The sequence below is a fragment of the Pseudomonas putida group bacterium ESBL64 genome, assembly GCF_045277175.1.
Lineage (GTDB): Bacteria > Pseudomonadota > Gammaproteobacteria > Pseudomonadales > Pseudomonadaceae > Aquipseudomonas > Aquipseudomonas alloputida.
This window is the reverse complement of sequence record NZ_CP145799.1, coordinates 2,282,561-2,301,927: the sequence shown is the minus strand read 5'-3', so window position 1 is coordinate 2,301,927 and position 19,367 is coordinate 2,282,561. Positions and strand designations below refer to the sequence as shown.

14 protein-coding genes are annotated in these 19,367 nt (G+C 60.5%); all 14 read left to right on the top strand.

All coding sequences use genetic code 11. The annotated features are described in order from the left end of the window. Positions 1-38: 38 nt before the first annotated feature. The 14 genes from V6093_RS10430 (at position 39) to V6093_RS10365 (ending at position 19,214) form a co-directional block, all read left to right on the top strand. The gene (locus V6093_RS10430) at positions 39-3,443 is read left to right on the top strand and encodes a glycosyltransferase family 2 protein (RefSeq protein WP_052196239.1); all 3,405 of its coding nucleotides are present in this window, start codon (positions 39-41) and stop codon (positions 3,441-3,443) included. Between the two features lie 248 nt (positions 3,444-3,691). After that, on the top strand, positions 3,692-4,639 hold the full coding sequence (locus V6093_RS10425) for a ketoacyl-ACP synthase III (protein WP_047604319.1): 948 nt from the start codon (positions 3,692-3,694) through the stop codon (positions 4,637-4,639). Positions 4,640-4,848: 209 nt separating this feature from the next. Further along, positions 4,849-5,517, top strand: a complete 669-nt coding sequence (locus V6093_RS10420) for a class I SAM-dependent methyltransferase (RefSeq protein ID WP_047604317.1) — start codon at positions 4,849-4,851, stop codon at positions 5,515-5,517. Between the two features lie 30 nt (positions 5,518-5,547). Continuing rightward, positions 5,548-6,126 (top strand): acyltransferase, encoded by a 579-nt coding sequence (locus V6093_RS10415; protein ID WP_047604190.1) that lies wholly within the window; start codon positions 5,548-5,550, stop codon positions 6,124-6,126. A 174-nt stretch (positions 6,127-6,300) separates the two neighbouring features. After that, the gene (locus V6093_RS10410; protein WP_047604188.1) at positions 6,301-7,431 is read left to right on the top strand and encodes a DegT/DnrJ/EryC1/StrS aminotransferase family protein; all 1,131 of its coding nucleotides are present in this window, start codon (positions 6,301-6,303) and stop codon (positions 7,429-7,431) included. 103 nt (positions 7,432-7,534) lie between these two features. After that, complete coding sequence (locus tag V6093_RS10405; protein ID WP_052196238.1) at positions 7,535-11,032, top strand: glycosyltransferase family 2 protein; 3,498 nt, start codon at positions 7,535-7,537, stop codon at positions 11,030-11,032. 173 nt (positions 11,033-11,205) lie between these two features. After that, positions 11,206-12,048, top strand: a complete 843-nt coding sequence (locus V6093_RS10400) for a flagellin domain-containing protein (protein WP_047604187.1) — start codon at positions 11,206-11,208, stop codon at positions 12,046-12,048. A gap of 69 nt (positions 12,049-12,117) precedes the next feature. Beyond that, positions 12,118-12,477 (top strand): flagellar protein FlaG, encoded by a 360-nt coding sequence (locus V6093_RS10395; protein ID WP_047604185.1) that lies wholly within the window; start codon positions 12,118-12,120, stop codon positions 12,475-12,477. A 78-nt stretch (positions 12,478-12,555) separates the two neighbouring features. Then, positions 12,556-13,953 carry a flagellar filament capping protein FliD gene (fliD, locus tag V6093_RS10390; protein ID WP_047604184.1) on the top strand — a complete coding sequence of 466 codons (1,398 nt, stop codon included), beginning with the start codon at positions 12,556-12,558 and terminating at the stop codon, positions 13,951-13,953. A gap of 134 nt (positions 13,954-14,087) precedes the next feature. Then, positions 14,088-14,483, top strand: a complete 396-nt coding sequence (gene fliS / locus V6093_RS10385) for a flagellar export chaperone FliS (protein WP_047604183.1) — start codon at positions 14,088-14,090, stop codon at positions 14,481-14,483. A gap of 14 nt (positions 14,484-14,497) precedes the next feature. After that, complete coding sequence (locus tag V6093_RS10380; protein WP_012051623.1) at positions 14,498-14,794, top strand: hypothetical protein; 297 nt, start codon at positions 14,498-14,500, stop codon at positions 14,792-14,794. Between the two features lie 169 nt (positions 14,795-14,963). Next, a complete protein-coding gene (fleQ, locus tag V6093_RS10375) occupies positions 14,964-16,439 on the top strand; it encodes a transcriptional regulator FleQ (RefSeq protein WP_003254443.1) in 1,476 nt (491 codons plus the stop codon). A gap of 202 nt (positions 16,440-16,641) precedes the next feature. Beyond that, a complete protein-coding gene (locus tag V6093_RS10370) occupies positions 16,642-17,859 on the top strand; it encodes a PAS domain-containing sensor histidine kinase (RefSeq protein WP_265978575.1) in 1,218 nt (405 codons plus the stop codon). Beyond that, positions 17,859-19,214 (top strand): sigma-54 dependent transcriptional regulator, encoded by a 1,356-nt coding sequence (locus tag V6093_RS10365; RefSeq protein ID WP_103462202.1) that lies wholly within the window; start codon positions 17,859-17,861, stop codon positions 19,212-19,214. The genes V6093_RS10370 and V6093_RS10365 overlap by 1 nt, the downstream gene beginning before the upstream one ends. Positions 19,215-19,367: the final 153 nt, after the last annotated feature.

The window sequence follows — 19,367 nt, the reverse complement described above, 5'->3', positions numbered from 1 at the left end:
ATGGCACCGGCGTGCATTTTTTAGTGAAGGATTTACGTATGCAAGGTCTCTCAGAGCAGCGTGGGCGGATAAGTTGCGCCGAGCGTTTGACATTGGTGGTCATCAGTCGTGGGCACCCTGTGCTGTTGCGCCGTGCCGTGCAGTATCATGCCAGCTTGGTAGACCGCCTGATGGTTGTGGATACGTCCGCGCAGCCTGCGCGCTGGGTCGATCCGTCACAAGTCTATTACTACCATGAGCCGGAGCTGGCATCGGCGAGTGACCAGGCACTGCACGCCTTCGCGGTGCAGCATGTACACACGCCGTTCGTGGCGTTCATCAAGGCCGATGATTTTCTCGTGGCGGATGCCCTTGAGCAGTGCGTGGATTTTCTCGAAGCCAATCTCGACTACGGCTACTGCCATGGCTATGGCCTGGGCTATCTCGCTTCTGGCGTCGGCATCCGCTATTGCCTGCGTCAGCGTAAAGGGCCGGAAGATCATGCCCAGCAAGAGCCGGCTCAGCGCCTGCTTGGCCAGGCCCGACATTTCGTGCCGATGCTCGATGCAGTGATGCGCACTGAGCTGCTTTGCCGCTGGCATGAGCAGGCGCCAGTGCTGGACGGTGAATTGCTCGCGGTCGGCCAGGCCCTGTTCTTCCTGAGCCAGGCCAAGGCGCGGGTATTGCCTGTAGCGTATGGCGTGCGGGCGCTCAACTATCCCGAGGCCGAGATTGAGGCGCGAATCGAGCAAAAACTGCTGGGGACCGATCCCGAGGCGGTTGCGAGTCGCGAGCAGTTGATCGGCGCCATCAGTGCATTGCCGGGCATGGACGGGACGGCTGAGCTCGTGCGCCTGGCTGTCGGCGAAATCGGGCGTTGCCTGGCGGCCAAGGTATCGCTGGTGCTGCAAGAGATCTTCAGCTGCGAGCTGAGTTGGCGCGCAGGTGCCCAGCACCGCTTCCAGCCTGTGCAGTACATGGAGATGCCATTCTACAACCAGGCATTCTTCGAGGTGCTCGAACAGATCGAGTTCCTCGTGCACGCGGTGCCATGTGGCGCGATTCAGACCCAAGTGCTGGAGGCTACCCTGCTTGATCAGCGTGAGCGAGCACGGCCACGCAAAGGGCAGGGGGCAGAGCAACTGAATGAGTGGGCAGGAGAGGCATTTGACCTTTACCCGTTCGATGCTGACCTTGGCCGACAGCAGCTGGCGAATTTGCAGCGCAACGGTGAACAGCAGCTGGCTCGGCGGCTTGAAGCCTGGCTGGAGCGCCTTGAGCAAGCGCAACGTGGCGGCGCGGTGCCGATATTTGAAGAGAGCCTGAGCGGCATGCTGTACCAACGTCTGCATGCCTGGCAACCTGGTGAGAAGCAGCTGCAGATGCTGAATGAGCAACTGGAGAGCGGCTTGCTTGGGCTGGTGCTGCTCGACCTCGAAGGTGACATGGACAAGTTGCAGGTGTCGCTCGATAGCTTGCTTGAGGGTGAGTTCATCCACTATCAGATCGTCGTGCTGACAACCTTGATACCGCCGGTTTCAACCCAGGCATCCGATCGACTGCATTTTGTCAGGGTGCAACCGCGTGACTGGCAGCAGCAGCTCAATCGCCTGGTGGAAAGCGCTGGCTGGAAATGGCTGCTGGTAGCGCAGAACGGGGTCACCTTCACGCCTTACGGGTTGCTCAAAGTGGCTGTCGAGCTGCAGCAGGCCGACGCTTGCCGCGCAGTCTATTGCGATGAACTGCAGCGCTTGCCGGGGGGCACCTTGACCTCGCTCTACCGACCCTCGTTCAACCTCGATCTGCTGTTGTCCTCGCCACGGAGCATGGCGCAACACTGGTTCATCCGCCGTGAGGTTTTCGTTCAGCTTGGTGGCTACAGTGCCCAATTCCCGCACGCTACGGAGCTGGACTTCATACTGCGGATGATCGAAGCGGGTGGCATGTCCGGCATTGGCCACTGTGACGAACTGTTGCTGATCAGCGATCACGACGAGCGCGAAAGCAACCATGACGAGCTCGGCGCATTGCGTCGTCACCTGGCTGCCCGGGGGTATGACCGCGGCGTCGTGCTGCAGCCGCGACCGCGCGCTTACCATCTGCGTTATGGCCATGCGCAGCGCCCGCTGGTGTCGATCCTGGTGCCGACCCGCGATCAGCTGGCCATGGTTTCGCGGTGCGTGGAAAGCATCTTCGAGCGTACCCGTTATCCGCATTTCGAAGTCATCCTGATCGACAACCAGAGTGAGACAGAGGAGGCCAGGCACTGGCTGGACGGGCTGGAGGCGATGCCGGATGCGCGGATTCGCGTGCTGCGCTATCCGCACCCGTTCAATTTCTCTGCGATGAACAATCAGGCTGCAGCGGCTGCGCGCGGCGAGTACCTGGTGTTGTTGAACAACGATACCGAAGTGATCGATGCCAACTGGCTGGACGAATTGCTCAATCATGCCCAGCGCCCGGAAGTGGGAATCGTTGGCGCGCGTCTGCATTATCCGAACGGTAAGCTGCAGCATGCGGGTGTGGTGCTGGGATTGCGTGGCCCAGCTGAGCATCCGTGGCTTGGGCTTGATCCTGAGGCGCCCAGCTACATGGGGCGCAGCCAGCTTGACCAGAACTTCAGTGCGGTCACCGCGGCGTGCCTGATGATCCGCAAGTCGGTCTATGAGCAGGTTGGTGGGCTGGATGAACAGGCGTTCGCTGTTTCCTATAACGATGTGGACCTTTGTCTGAAGGTCGGGCAGGCCGGATTCCTGACGGTCTGGGCCCACCGCGCGGTGGTCATGCACGAAGGCAGTGTCAGCCAGGTCATGCTTGACCCGCATGCCAACAGCGCCAAGCGGGTGCGGTTCGTGAAAGAGCAGCTGGCATTCTACGAGCGCTGGATGCCGATGCTGGTCGATGATCCTGCCTACAATCGTAACTTGTCCCTGGGTGGCAATGGCTTCGCGGTCGACGACAAACCATTGATAGAGCCAGGGCTGCGTGTTCGGCCACTGGTCTTGTTGCTGAACAGCCCTGGCCAGATTGCCAGCCTGGCTCAGCCTTGGGCCGGCTTGAAGGAATGCGCCACGGTGTCGGTCGGGGCGCATAACCTGCAAGTGGCGGAGCTGTTGCGAATGGCGCCGGACGTATTGGTCGTGCCAGCAGGGGAAGGGCGCTGGGATCCGCTGGTATTGGCGCTTTTCGGGCAATACTACAAGGGCGTCAAGGTGCTGGACCTGTCCGCCATGGCCGGGTCGAGCCTGGGCTGTGCCGAGGAACTGCCCGAGTACATTCGCCAAGCCTTGCCAGGGTTTGATCGGGTCTTGGTGGCCGATCCCCAGCTTGCGCGCCTTTTGCAAGGCGTACATGCGGATGTGCGCAAGGTGCCAGTGCTGCTTGAAAGCGCAGCCACAGCCGCAGGGCAGGGGAGCTCGCGGACGCCTCTGACATCTGATCAGTTGCAGGCTTGCCTGCCCTAGCGCGTCGCGGGCATGCAGCGCACCTGGCGCAGGCGCGGGCCTGCGACAGGTGCGTGAGCGTTGCAAATATGAGATGGTTAGCCAAAGGTGTGACTTGCGGGTCACTAAGTGCATCTCTATATCATTACGGTGGCCTCCGGCCGGTCGATGCTGCCGGCCGTTCGCCTGCACTCGCTTGCTGCCCAGGAGGTTGGATTCCCTTGGGCCGAGCGGTGATATAGAGCAGCTAATATTATTGGGAAGCCATGATGATTGGCATCAAGAGCATTGCGAGCTACGTGCCGGCACAAGGCACGGATAATTACGAACAAGGTGCACGTTTCGGCAAGGACGAAACGTTCATTCTGGGTAAGATCGGTTCGGCATTCCTGCCGCGTAAAACCGATGACCAGGAGACATCCGATCTGTGCGTAGAGGCAGCCAATGCGTTGTTTGCCGCTAACCCGCAGTTGTCGCGTGAGGCCATCGATGCGCTGATCGTGGTCACTCAGAACGGTGACGAAGAGGGGCTGCCCCATACCGCAGCCATCGTGCAGGACAAGCTGGGCTTGACCACGCGGGTAGCGGCCTTCGATGTGTCGCTGGGCTGTTCTGGCTACGTTTACGGCCTTTATGCGCTCAAGGGGTTCATGGAAGCGGCGGGCTTGAAGAACGGCTTGTTGATCACGGCAGACCCTTACTCGAAGATCGTCGATCCCGAGGATCGCAACACGGCCATGCTGTTCGGTGATGCGGCTACCGCAACCTGGATGGGCGAAGATGCTCACTGGCAACTGGGCAAGGCCAGCTTCGGTACTGATGGTGCGGGTGCGCCGCACTTGAAAGTGACCGATGGCGTATTCTTCATGAACGGGCGCCAGGTCTTCAACTTTGCCCTGCTCAAGGTGCCTGCGCACCTGCAGGAATTGTTGCAGGCCAGCCAGTTGCAGGCCAAGGATGTCGATGCCTTCTGCATCCACCAAGGCAGCGCCGCCATTGTCGATGCGGTTGCCCGACGTTTTGAGGAGGCTGACGAAGGCGAGGCGCTCAAGGATCGGTTCGTCAAGGACATGATCGAGACGGGCAATACCGTTTCCTCCAGCATTCCGCTGCTGCTCGAGAAGCATGTGCTCGATTCCAGCTTCAAGCGTGTGGCGATCAGCGGCTTCGGTGTCGGGTTGTCGTGGGGCTCGGCTATTTTGCAGCGTTCTGATTGAACCATCGGCTCGGACAGAAAACCGCCCTGCGTTGGCGGTTTTTTTGTGCGCGCTGTTCAGTGGGCAGGTTCATGGCCTGTTGGTAATGCCTTAAGATTTGCGCAGCGCGTCCGATACAGCAGTATCGAATGCGGTTCGGCTGTAGATCCATGACCGCGGACTTTTTCTTGACCGGTGAACCGGCAACTGCCCAGGACGTTCAGCCCCGTATGATTTCCCTCCAGGATCTAAAAGGTTTCATCAGTAATCCGGGTCTGGTCGACAGCATTTCCCAGGTGTGGGCGCTGATTGGCCAGCACTACGAGCAAGCGCAGCAGGCGCTGCCACCGGAGCAGGCGATGAGTCGCTCCGAACTGTCGTTCCATGGCCATGTGCAGTTGTTGGGCTACTTGGCCCTGCTGCTTGATGGCGTAGAAGGCGACGTGGTAGAGATTGGCGTCTGGAAGGGTAAGTCGCTGGTATTGATGAACGAGGTGTGCAACCGCGAGCGCCGAGTGATTGGCATTGACCCGTTCGAACTGCCCAATCAGTTCGAGGAGTTCAGTCACTACCAGTCGCTGCTGTTGCCCGATGCGCATATCCTGCGCGGGTATTCGGAGCATTGTATCGAGCGATTCCAGGCGCTGGCACCGAAGGTCGCGCTGTTGCACATCGACGGGGGGCATGCAGGGCGCAATGTGCTGCTGGATTTCCTCCTGTATTCGCCAAGTGTGGTGCGTGGTGGTTTTGTCGTCTTCGACGATTACGGCGACCATCAGTACTCTCCCGAGGTCGGTCCCGCCGTGGACCTGTTGCGTGCTGCTGGTTACTTCAGGGGCTTCAGTGTGCTGGGCGTCGTCGCTGGTTTCGAGAACAGTTATGTGCTGCAGCGGCTGTAAGCGCACCAGCCGCTGAGCGGAGGAGGGTCTATGGGCTTTTTGAGCAGCGCCGACATCGAGGCAATGGGTTTCTCCCGCGTCGGCGCCAATGTGCGTCTTTCGGACAAGGCCTCTTACTATAATTGCCGCAATATCGCTATTGGCGACAATGTGCGCATCGACGATTTCTGCGTGCTTTCTGCAGGTGCCGGCGGGATAGAAATCCAGAGCCATGTTCACATCGCCGTGTATTGCCTGTTGACGGGGGCCGGAAAAATCACCCTGTGCGACTTCAGTGGCCTTTCTTCGAGGGTTTCGGTGTACAGCAGTAGTGATGACTACAGTGGCGCGAGTTTGACCAATCCGACCGTTCCCGATGCCTTCAAGGGTGTCGTCACTGCGGACGTTTGCCTGGGGCGGCATGTGATCGTCGGGTCTGGAAGTGTCATCCTGCCAGGTGTCGTGCTGGGCGATGGCGTTGCAGTGGGGGCGTTGAGCCTCGTGTCGAAGAGTTGCCCGGCATTCGGCATCTACTCCGGGGTGCCAGCCAGGCGGATCAAGGAGCGTAGACAGGCCCTGCTGTCGCTGGAGGCGCGACTCTTGGCGGGCGAGGACAAGCCGGGGGAGTGAGCCTCTGGCGCACCTGAAGGTGATGCTTCTGGTGGCGGATGGATGATCGAGCGCGATGTTGGCCGGTTTTTTGCTCCGCCAACGCAATCGTCAGGTTCATGACGCGGGCCAGTATCGACGATGGCTGCTGTGCCATGAGCCTCCTCACTCTTTTCTCGCGAGCGACTCGTCGTCATGGCCGATCTGATTACTGTCACCAGCCCACTGCTGCCGCCCCTTGAAGAATTCATGCCCTACTTGCAGGAGATCTGGGATAGCAAGCGCCTGACCAATGGCGGGCCTTTTCACGAGCAGCTGGAACAGGAGCTTGCCGACTATCTGGGGGTTAAGCACCTTTCATTGTTCTGCAACGGCACGCTGGCGTTGGTGGCGGCGCTGCAGGCGCTGCGCATTACCGGTGAAGTGATCACCACCCCTTATTCGTTTGTGGCTACCGCGCATTCGCTGCTCTGGAACAACCTCAAACCGGTTTTCGTGGACATCGACCCGATCAGCAAGAACCTCGACCCCAAGCGGATCGAAGAGGCGATCACGCCTGCCACCACCGCGATCCTGCCGGTGCACTGTTACGGGATACCTTGCGACGTTGAGGGCATTCAGCGAGTGGCGGATACGTACGGGCTGAAGGTCATCTACGATGCCGCCCATGCATTTGGCGTGCGCCAGGATGGTGTCAGCGTTCTCAATCACGGTGATCTATCAATCCTGAGCTTCCATGCCACCAAGGTCTTCAATACCTTCGAAGGGGGCGCCATCATTTGCCCGGATGCCAAGATCAAGCAGCGCATCGACTACCTGAAAAACTTCGGTTTCGCGGATGAAACCACCGTCATGGCGCCTGGCATCAATGGCAAGATGAATGAGGTGCAGGCCGCATTTGGCTTGTTGCAGTTGCGTCATATCGACAGTGCGCTGGGCCAACGCCGCGCGGTTTTCGAACGTTATCGCCAAGGTCTGGAAGGCGTGAAGGGCATCAGCTTGCTGGAGCCGCCGGCAGGCTTGGAGTGGAACTACGCCTACTGCCCGGTATTGATAGACGAGCAGCAATTTGGCTGCAGTCGTGATGCCTTGTACGACCGATATCGTGAACAGTGCATCCTGGTGCGGCGTTACTTCTATCCGTTGATCAGCGAATTTCCCATGTATCGCGGTTTGCCCAGCGCAGCATTGTCGGCTCAGCCACATGCTGTGCATGTGTCTCGCCAGGTGCTTTGCCTGCCGATCTATCCGCAATTGCCCATCGATACTCAGCAAGCCATCATCGATATCGCACTGAGGTGCCATGCCGAGCGTGCGCTTGCCTGACCGTTGCCCCCTCGCGACGCCAATGCCCGGCCACTCCCGCTCAGCATGGGTGTGAGTGGCCGCCGGGCACCGATCACATTTCTACATTCTTTCAGGACTTTCGATGAGCCACCCGGTACTGGTCAGTATTGTGATTCCGGCCTACAAGCCGCAGTTCTTTGAAAAGGCGCTGATGAGCGCCATGCTCCAACAGTACGATGCCATCGAAATCGTCGTGTGCGATGACTGTCGAAGCGATGCCATTGCCAGCATCGTGGAGCACAATCGTTCCAAGAGCCGTTTTCCGATCCGCTATTTCCACAATCCGGTCCCCCTGCTGGAGCCTGGCAACCTGGCGCGAGGGATCAGCGAGGCGCGGGGTGAATACGTCAAGTTTCTTTATGACGACGATCTGCTGATGCCCAATGCGGTGGGCGCGTTGCTGAGTGCACTGCAAGCGCATCCAGGTGCGGTCATGGCTTCGGCCCGACGACGGATGATCGACCCTGACGACAACCCCTTGGGCGACAGCCTGCTTACCCTGTTCCCTTTCAAGGAAAGCGTCATCATCGACGGGAAAGAGCTCGCCTCGTTTCTTGGCCAGCATATCTACAACTTCATTGGCGAGCCCACCTCGGTGATGTGTCGACGCGCCGACGTGCTTGCGTTCGGTGCCGATATCATGGGGATCAATGGTCAATTGATGGAGTGGTTGGGTGACCTGACCCTGTACTTGAAGCTGTTGCGCCAGGGTGACTTGATCATGCTCGTCGATACGTTGGCGTGTTTCCGTGTTTCCAACCTGCAGACCAGCCAGATCGCCCGTGATACGCCGCATGTTGCCGCAGTACCGTATGAGCGCTATGGCAAAGCTGTTCGGGCGCTTGGCTGGATGCGACCGCCGGCGCTGAACGGTACCGTCAAGGTGGCCAGGCTGCAGAGCCCTGAACAGTTCCAGGACCTGCATCTGGCGGACTACTTCTCCTCCGGTGGCGTGCTGCCCATGGGCGCTGCGGACCTGCAGGCATGGGCTCATCCAAGTGCCTCGCAGATGCCGGTGAAGGACTGGCTGGCCCGGCGCACCTTGACGCCGGTGCAGCAAGGTTTGCTGGATCAGCGCCGTCAGCGCATCGCTGGCCAGGCAAGCCTCAGTGTCGTTGTGCTGGAAGATGGTGGTGATGGTCTGGGTACCACCCTGGCGAGCCTGGCAGCCTGGTCGCGGGCCAGCACTGGCCGTCTCGAGCAGCACGTTGTCAGTGGCAGCCCGGCGAGCCGCGTCGCACAATTGAATGCAATCCTGAGCGAAAGCGATTGTGGCTGGCTACTGATTCTGCGCGCCGGGGATGAGCTTCTTGCGTCGGGCACGCTCATGCTGGACCAGCTGTTGGCTGATGCGCCTGAAGCCCGTCTTGTCTATTGCGACGAGCTATATCGCACCCGACATGATCTGCAGCTGGCGTTGCGCCCCGGGCCTAACCTTGACTACCTGCTCAGCGCTCCCGCGATCATGGCGGGGCACTGGTTGTTGCGTCGAGCATCGGCGTTGCAGGCCGGTGGCTTCGATGCCAGCGTTGCGGGCGCCTGCGAATTTGACCTGATCTTGCGACTGATCGAGGCGCAGGGGCTGCAAGGTATCAAGCATTTGCCCGAGCCATTGTTGATTGGCGATGCGCCGGACACGGAGCCGAATGCGGACGAAGTGTCGAGCCTGGTCCGGCACCTGGTGCGACGTGGCTACATGGATGCGCGGGTGACGCCAACTGCTGGTCGGCAGTATCGCATTCACTATGCTCACCCAGAGCAGCCCTTTGTCTCGATCATCCTGTCCGGTGAGTACCCTTTAGCCATTCTGCAGCGCTGCCTGGAAAGCTTGCTGGCGAAAACCCGCTACCCGTTTTTTGAAGTGATTGTTCTCGATCAACCGCTGGCGGACGCGGCAACGCGCCGCTGGTTGTCGGCTTTGCCGACGGTTGGAGGAGGAAAACTGCAGGTTGTTCAAGTGGGCGCAGGTGCCGGGTTTGCAGAGACGATCAATCAGGCAGTCAGTCTGGCGAGAGGCGATTACCTCGTTTTCCTGGAAGGCGATGTCATTGCAATTCACGACGATTGGCTTGAGCAGCTGCTTAACCATGGACAGCGCGAGGAAGTGGCGATTGTGGGGGGGCGGCTGGTTGCTACCGATGGCAAGGTAGTGCAGGCGGGATTGATCGGTGGGCTGCACGGTTCGGTCGGCAGGGCGTTCGATGGCCTCAGAGGTCATCAGCCGGGCTTCATGCAGCGCCAGCAGGTCGAGCAGAACTTCAGCGCCGTCTCACCTTCGTGCATGATGGTGCGCAGGAGCTTGTATGAAGAGGTTGGTGGCCTGGATGCGGTAATGCCAGTAGGGGATCTTGCGGGCTTTGATCTGTGTTGCAGGATTGCGCAACTGGGCTATCTGGTTGTTTGGACGCCGCATGCAACGTTGGTGCAAGAAGGGCGGCAAGGTGCTCAGGGTGCTGACACTGACCACGATAGTGTCCATGATCGCTGGCTGCCGGTACTGGCCGATGATCCGGCCTACAACGCCAACCTGACCTTGAGCGGTGATGCATTCGGCTTGGAGCATCGTGTTGCGCTCAACTGGCGCCCTCTGATGTGGCGGCCGTTGCCGGTTGTGCTTGCCTGTACAGGGCTTGACTGCGAGATGCATGACTCACGCCTGGCGGCTCCGCTGCAGGCCATGTGCGATGCGGGGTTGATTGACGGGGTGCTGAGCGCCGAGTGGCTTGTACCTGCCGAACTGCACCGCCTCAAGCCGGATGCAGTGATCTTTCAGGATAACGTCTGCGCCCTGCCGCTGGACGCCTTGCGCCGTTTGAGGCGCTTGAGCGAAGCATTTTTCATCCTGGATGTGCATGCGTTTCTTTTGCAGGCGCCGTCGAGTGCAACCGTCGATCCGCAACAGCGCTGGAATGAGTTGTGTGAAGCCGCCAGCCTGGTTGACTGTGTTGTAGTTCCGACCCAGGCGCTAGCTGACGCTTTTGCGCCGCTTCATGCCGATGTCCGTCTTTTGCCACCACGCCTGGGCAAGGAGTGGGGGGGCTTGCCGGCGAAGCCTGTGCGGCATGGTAAGGCGCGTATCGGTTGCGCCTTCGACCCGTCGACCAGCCTCGAACCGCAATTGCTCGAAACCGTTGTGCGGGCCTTGGCCGATCAAGTTGAATGGGTACTGTGGGGCGATGTTCCCGCCCCATTGCATGTGCTGGCGACCGAGGTCCATGAGGGGGCGCTGGACAATGATCCGAGGCGCTTGGCAGGGCTGCGTCTGGATCTGGCGCTCGCGCCCCTGGGCGCGAGTGGTCTCGATGGCTGTCGCACGCCACTGGCCTTGTTGCGTTACGGTGCCTGCGGATACCCGGTCATCTGCAGCAGTTCCCCGGCCTATCAGAATGACCTGGACGTATGCCGGGTGGAAAACAGTCCTGAGCAATGGTTGCTGGCAATCGAGCGCCACCTGGCAGATCCATTTGCCTCGATGCAGCAGGCCAGCAGGTTGCAGGAGCAGGTAAGGCGGCAATGGCTGTTCGATGACGTCAGCGCCGCCTTCTGGGCCAAGGGCTGGGCGCGCACTTCACAGCCGTGATGACGGGCAACGTGTTGTTTTTATTGGGCTGGCGAGTTGCCATTAACTTTTTCTGAAAAAAGCCCTAAAGCAACCTGCCAACCCGACGATAAACATTACGAAGGTTCTCTAGGCCACACCCGGCAGATGCCAGGGCCGGAAGCCGTAGTACCCAATCCAACGAGGAATTCGTCATGGCTTTGACAGTAAACACCAATACCACTTCGCTGGGCGTTCAGAAGAACCTGAACCGCGCTACCGACGCACTGGCCACTTCGATGACCCGTCTGTCTTCCGGCCTGAAAATCAACAGCGCCAAAGACGACGCTGCTGGTCTGCAAATCGCTACCCGCATGACTTCGCAGATCCGTGGTCAGACCATGGCGATCAAAAACGCCAACGACGGTATCTCCATTGCCCAGACCGCTGAAGGTGCAATGCAAGAGCAGACCAACATTCTGCAGCGTATGCGTGAACTGGCCGTTCAGGCCAACAACTCGTCCAACAGCGACAAAGACCGTGACGCGCTGAACAAAGAGTTCGCGTCGATGTCCGACGAGCTGACCCGTATCGCCAACAGCACCCAGCTCAACGGCAAGAACCTGCTGAACACTACCGCCACCATGTCGTTCCAGGTTGGTTCGAACACTGGTAGCGAGAACCAGATCTCCATCACCCTGGCCAACCTGACCGCTTCGTCCCTGTCGGTTGACAGCGGTACGATCGCCATTTCCGGTACTGACACCACCATCGGCGCTAGCTTCAGCGCCGCTGTAGATGCCATCGACACCGCTCTGCAGACCATCAACACCAACCGTGCTGACCTGGGTGCCGTGCAGAACCGTCTGACCAGCACCATCAACAACCTGCAGAACATCAACGAGAACGCCGAAGCCGCGCGTGGCCGTGTACAGGACACCGACTTCGCTGCTGAAACTGCCCAGCTGACCAAGCAGCAGACCCTGCAGCAAGCGTCCACCTCGGTTCTGGCTCAGGCCAACCAACTGCCGTCGGCAGTACTGAAACTGCTGGGCTAATCTGCCTGGTAGCTGGCGGGGAAGTGCTCGAGCAGCGCTTCCCCGCCTTTTCTTTGCGAGGTGGTAGACATGGACATGAGCGTCAAGCTGAACCTGTCTTACCCGGCCACACGTTCGGCCGAGCAGGTTGCCGAAAAACCGGTTGTCCGGTCGACGGGGGAAGTCAAATCCGAAGATGACAAAAAAGACCCGCTGGCGGTGCAGGACACCGACAAGGTCAAGGAAGCCGTCGCGGAAATAGAGAAGTTCCTGAAAGCGTCGCAACGCAATCTGGAGTTCTCCATGGATGAAGAGTCCGGGCAGATCGTTGTCAAAGTCATCGCAACCGATAGTGGTAAGCTGATCCGTCAGTTGCCCTCGGAAGAGGCGTTGCGGATCGCACACAGCCTGAGCGATATCAACAGTGTTCTATTCGATGCCAAGGTATGATTGGCGGCGAACATCAATGAAGTAATGCATGTCGCCTCACAGGAGTGAGGTTTATGCGTTGAAGCGAGGGACAAAAGCATGGCAAGCCCGCTAACTTCCAGTTTAGGCCTTGGGTCTGGTCTCAACATCACCGAGATCGTGAGCGTTCTGGTCAAGTCCGATACTGCTGCCAAACAGGCGCAGATCACTCGGCAGACCACCAACAATACTGCGTTTATCTCCGGGGTTGGCGCGCTGCGTAGCGCTCTTACGGCCTTCACTACGGCCATGGGCAAGCTGAACGACAAGACGGCTCCCTCTTTCAACGCCTATGCGGCAACATCCGCCAGCGAAAGTATCGTCAAGGCGACTGCCAGCAATACCGCTGTGGCGGGCACCTACAGTGTGGAAGTGAAGAATCTGGCGACCAGCTCCAAGGTGGCCAGCCAGGCCTTTGTGGGTGGGGCGGATGCGGCCATTCCTCAAGGTGACCTGGTGATCAGTCAGGGCGGCAAGGACTACACCATCTCCGTGGGTGAAAACGCCACGCTTCAGACCGTGCGTGACCAGATCAACAAAGAGTTGGGCGCAAGCGGGTTCTCCGCCAACATCATCGCCGGCAAGGATGGTGCGCGCCTGGTGCTGGGTTCCACGACCACGGGTGCCGGCTCCGATATCTCGGTGAGTGGCCTGGGTCTGGATATCGATGGCACCGAATCGATGGCTTCCAATGGTGCCGGTTACGTCACCGGTGTCGCCATGGATGCGTCGGTCCTGATTGACGGCCTGGAAGTCACCAGTGCAACCAATACCGTCACCGATGCAATCAGCGGGATCAAGCTCGACCTTAATGGTGCCAGTGCCGCTGGTATTGCCACCAAAGTTACGGTGGCTGCCAACAATGATGGCCTGAAAACGTCGATTCAGGGTTTCGTTGACGCCTACAACACTCTGCAGAAGGCCATTACGTCGCTGACCGGCACCTCCAAGGATAGTGATGGCAATACCGTACTGGGTTCGTTGACCAACGACCCGACCACCCGCTCGTTGCTGGGTGACATACGGGGCGTGCTGGCGGAGGTCGGGGCGGGTGATCGCTTGACCACGCTCAGCCAGTTGGGCATCAACACCCAGAAAGATGGCACTCTGGAGTTCAATAACACCAAGTTTACCGCGGCGATGAATGACAAGAAGCTGGGGGGGGAGGTGCAGAACCTGTTCACCGGCACCAACGGCATCTTCGAGCGCATGAACAAGGCCATCGATCCGTACAATTCCACTGATGGGGCCTTGGCCACGCGCAAGGCCAACCTGGACATCGTTGCCAAGAACCTGGCTGACCAGCAGGCCGCGCTGGACCGTCGCACAACGTCGCTGACCGAATCTCTGACCAAGCAGTACGTCGCCCTCGATACCGCCCTGGGCAAGATGAAAGCCCAGTCCGACCAGATCACCTCGATCTTCGAAGCGATCAACGCCCAGGCCAAGAAATCCTGATCGGCTGAACATGCCAAAAGCCCGGCGGCGTCCGCGAGACGCCCCGGGCTTTTGGCTTTTCCCCTAAAGTTTTTTGACGTACAGGCGATACAACAGGTACAAGCACCTTTTTACCGCAGCAACGAGGCAGATCCATGAACCCGATGTTGGCCCTTCGGCAGTACCAGAAAGTCAACGGAGCAGCGCAGACGTCCGAAGCCACCCCGCACCGCCTGGTGCAGATGCTCATGCAGGGCGGCCTTGATCGCATGGCGCAGGCCAAGGGTGCCATTGCCCGCAACGACATCGCGCAAAGGGGCATCCTCATCGGCAAGGCCATCGACATCATCGGCGGCCTGCGTGAAGGCCTGGACCTGGAAAACCATGCTGAAAGCCTGGCCGAACTGGACAGCTTGTACATGTACATGAGTCGTCGCTTGATCGAGGCCAACGTCAAAGGCGACCCGACCATCATCGACGAGGTCGCGCGCCTGCTGATCACTGTAAAGGAAGGCTGGGACGCAATCGGCGATCAGTCGTCGGCCTCCTGATAAAGGAGCATGACATGAGCGAAGTAATCACCCGAATCGAACAGACCCGCGACATGCTGTTGGCGGCGCTGGCTGACCGTGACTGGGAGGCGGTGGGGGAGTTGGACCTGGAATGCCGTTTGCGCATCGGTGACATGGTGTCCGAAGCCAAAGGAAATGAGGCGGACGTGAGTGCCAGTCTCGAGGAATTGCTGGTCGTGTACCGTCAACTAATCGAGGTTGCAAGTGGCGAGCGTCAATCGTTGGTCAATGAAATGACGAAAATCCGTCAGGCGAAGAACGCGGCAAAGGTATACCATTTGTTCACCTGACCACCAATGTTGCAAAAAGCCGTGCGCCATTAATTTGACTGATCGGTGTTTTTTGACTTTACTAGTGGCTGTTTTCGAATTTCAGACGTCCGAACACTGACCATTCAGTCGGAATGATGTCGAGCACGCCCCTGCAGGGCGCCGATATGACTAGGGAAGTTGCTATTGCATGTGGCGTGAAACCAAGATTCTGCTGATCGATGACGACAGCGCGCGCCGCCGCGACCTTGCGGTGGTGCTGAACTTCCTCGGCGAAGAAAACCTCGCATGTGCCAGCCATGACTGGCAGCAGGCGGTCGAGCCATTGTCCTCGAGCCGCGAAGTGCTGTGCGTGCTCATCGGCACCGTGAATGCTCCGGGCAATCTGCTTGGGCTGCTTAAGACAGTGGCTACCTGGGATGAGTTCCTTCCGGTTCTGCTTTTAGGTGAAATTTCTTCCGCCGAGCTGCCGGAAGACCTTCGCCGCCGGGTGCTTTCCAACCTGGAAATGCCGCCAAGCTACAGTCAGCTGCTGGATTCGCTGCACCGTGCTCAGGTTTACCGCGAAATGTACGACCAGGCGCGCGAGCGCGGTCGCCAGCGCGAGCCCAATCTGTTCCGTAGCCTGGTGGGCACCAGCCGTGCCATTCAGCACGTGCGGCAGATGATGCAGCAAGTGGCGGATACCGACGCCAGCGTGCTGATCCTGGGTGAGTCGGGCACCGGCAAGGAAGTGGTGGCGCGCAACCTGCACTACCATTCCAAGCGCCGTGAAGCGCCGTTCGTGCCGGTCAACTGTGGCGCGATCCCGGCCGAGCTGCTGGAGAGCGAACTGTTCGGCCACGAGAAGGGCGCCTTTACCGGGGCCATCACCAGCCGTGCCGGGCGTTTCGAGCTGGCCAACGGCGGTACCCTGTTCCTCGATGAAATCGGCGACATGCCGTTGCCGATGCAGGTCAAGCTGCTGCGTGTGCTGCAGGAACGTACCTTCGAGCGTGTGGGTAGCAACAAGACCCAGAGCATCGACGTGCGCATCATCGCTGCGACGCACAAGAACCTCGAAACCATGATCGAGGACGGCACCTTCCGCGAAGACCTGTACTACCGCCTGAACGTGTTCCCTATCGAAATGGCGCCGTTGCGTGAGCGGGTGGAAGACATCCCGTTGCTGATGAACGAGCTGATTTCACGCATGGAGCACGAGAAGCGCGGTTCCATTCGCTTCAATTCCGCCTCGATCATGTCGCTGTGTCGTCACGGCTGGCCGGGTAACGTGCGCGAGTTGGCCAACCTGGTCGAGCGCATGGCGATCATGCACCCGTACGGGGTCATTGGCGTGTCGGAACTGCCGAAGAAATTCCGCTATGTCGATGACGAAGACGAGCAGATGGTCGACAGCCTGCGCAGCGACCTGGAAGAGCGCGTGGCGATCAATGGCCACACACCCAACTTCAGCAACCACGCCATGCTGCCGCCCGAAGGCCTGGACCTCAAGGACTACCTGGGTAGCCTGGAGCAGGGGCTGATCCAGCAGGCGCTGGACGATGCCAACGGTATCGTTGCGCGCGCGGCTGAACGTTTGCGTATTCGCCGTACCACCCTGGTCGAGAAAATGCGCAAGTACGGCATGAGCCGCCAAGGTGGCGAGGAACAGGCGGAAGATTGAAGCCTGGCGGTTACCTATGATGGCTTCTTCGCGGGCACGCCCGCTCCCACAGGATCGATACACATCTTCAATTCGGTGATATCCCTGTAGGAGCGGGCGTGCCCGCGAAGAGGCCGGCACAAATCCCTATCTCCGGCACGGCTATTGCTACATCGCTGGCAACACACCGTTTTTATGACGGTCAGCCACGCGAGAGAGCACGATGCCCCAGGCCGCCCACGTATCCCGAGCCCCCGATCAGCAGGGGCAAACCCCGGTCGCGCAGGACAGCGGCCAGGGTATCGCGCAAGCCTTTGCCCTGTTCAATCAGGTGTCCAGCCAGCTGAGCCAGTCCTACAGCCTGCTTGAAGCCCGGGTCAGTGAACTCAAAGGTGAGCTGGCCGTGGTCAGCGCCCAGCGCATCGACGAACTGAGTGAAAAGGAACGCCTGGCCAACCGCCTGCAGAACCTGCTCGACTTGCTGCCTGGCGGGGTGATCGTGATCGATGGTCAGGGCCTGGTGCGCGAAGCCAACCCGGCCGCCTGCGAGTTGCTCGGTGAGCCTCTGATCGGCCAATTGTGGCGCCAGGTGATCGCCCGTAGCTTTGCCCCGCGCAAGGACGACGGCCACGAAGTCTCGCTGCGCGACGGTCGCCGCCTGTCAATCGCCACCCGCTCACTGGATGCCGAGCCTGGCCAGTTGGTGCTGCTCAACGACCTGACTGAAACCCGTCGCCTCCAGGACCAGCTGGCTCGCCACGAGCGGCTGTCGTCGTTGGGGCGCATGGTTGCCTCGCTGGCCCACCAGATCCGCACGCCACTGTCGGCAGCCATGCTGTATGCCGGCCACCTGGCCGACAACGAGCAAGCGCTGAGCGTGCAAACCCGTCAGCGCTTCGCCGCGACCTTGAAGGAGCGCCTGCACGAACTGGAACACCAGGTGCGCGACATGCTGGTGTTTGCCCGTGGCGAGTTGCCACTGGGGGACCGGGTGACCCCGAAAGCGCTGTTCCAGGCCCTGCAACAGGCGGCCCAGGCGCATGTGCAGGGGCACGCCGTGCGCTGGCAGTGCGACAGTCATCTGGGTGAGCTGCTGTGCAACCGCGACACCCTGGTCGGCGCCTTGCTCAACCTGATTGAAAATGCCCTGCAGGCCAGCGATGGCCCGGCGCGGCTGAAGGTGCACCTGTACCGCCGCGAACGTAGCTTGCACCTGTGCGTCAGCGATGCCGGCAGTGGCATCGATGCAGGCTTGCTCGGCCGTTTGGGCGAGCCGTTCCTCACCACCAAGGCCACCGGCACCGGCCTGGGCCTGGCCGTGGTCAAGGCGGTGGTGCGTGCGCACCAGGGCACGATCAACCTGCGCTCGAAGGTCGGCCGTGGTACCTGCGTGCGGGTAGAGCTGCCATTGATCGACGGGCAACTGGCGGAGGGGGTGTAATGGCAATCAAGGTGCTGCTGGTCGAGGATGACCGCGTATTGCGCCAGGCGCTGGGCGATACCCTGGAAATCGGCGGTTTCGCCTACCAGGCCGTGGGCAGTGCCGAAGAAGCGCTGGAGGCCGTACTGGATGACGCGTTCAGCCTGGTGGTCAGTGACGTCAACATGCCCGGTATGGACGGGCATCAGTTGCTCAGCCAGCTGCGCCGCCAGCAGCCACAGTTGCCGGTGCTGTTGATGACGGCGCATGCCGCCGTCGAGCGTGCGGTCGAGGCCATGCGCCAAGGCGCCGCCGACTACCTGGTCAAACCGTTCGAGCCCAAGGCGCTGCTCAGCCTCGTGGAGCGGCATGCCGCCGGGCGTGTGACCGGCGAAGAAGGGCCGGTGGCCTGCGAGCCGGCCAGCCGCCAGTTGCTGGAGCTGGCGGCCCGTGTGGCGCGCAGTGACTCGACCGTGCTGATTTCCGGCGAGTCCGGTACTGGCAAGGAAGTGCTGGCGCGCTACATTCACCAGCAGTCGCCGCGCGCGGCGCAGCCCTTCGTGGCGATCAACTGCGCGGCGATCCCCGACAACATGCTCGAGGCCACCCTGTTCGGCCACGAGAAGGGTGCCTTCACCGGAGCTATTGCGGCTCAGGCGGGCAAGTTCGAGCAGGCCGAAGGCGGCACCCTGCTGCTCGACGAAATCTCGGAAATGCCCATGGCCTTGCAGGCCAAGCTGCTGCGTGTGCTGCAGGAGCGGGAGGTGGAGCGGGTAGGCGGGCGCAAGCCGATCAGCCTGGACATTCGGGTGCTGGCCACCACCAACCGCGACCTGGCAGGCGAAGTGGCAGCCGGGCGCTTCCGCGAAGACCTGTACTACCGCCTGTCAGTGTTTCCGCTGGCCTGGCGCCCGCTGCGTGAGCGGCCGGGCGATATCCTGCAGCTGGCTGAGCGCTTGCTGGCGCGCCATGTGGCCAAGATGAAGCACGCCCCGGTGCGCCTCTCGCCAGCGGCGCGGGCCTGCCTGCAAGCCTATGCCTGGCCGGGCAACGTGCGCGAGCTGGACAACGCCCTGCAGCGGGCGTTGATTCTGCAGCAGGGTGGCGTGATCGAGGCGGCGGATTTTTGTCTGGCAGGCGCCATTCCATTGTCGGCTGGCACCGAGCCATCTCTCGAGGTGGTTGCTGATGCCGGCGGCCTGGGGGATGACATGCGTCGCCACGAGTACCAGATGATCATCGACACCCTGCGCGCCGAGCGCGGCCGCCGCAAAGAGGCGGCCGAACGCCTGGGGATCAGTCCGCGGACGTTACGCTACAAGCTGGCGCAGATGCGCGATGCCGGGTTTGACGTCGAGGCCAGCCTGTTCGGCTGACAGGCCAATCATCTGCAACTGGCGCGGACCTCCGTGGGAGCGGCCTTGCGTCGCGATAGGGCCGCAAAGCGGCCCCGGCGATCTTTGCGGCGGAGCTGAAGTCCTGGGGCCGCTTCGCGCCCCTATCGCGACGCAAGGCCGCTCCCACAGGAA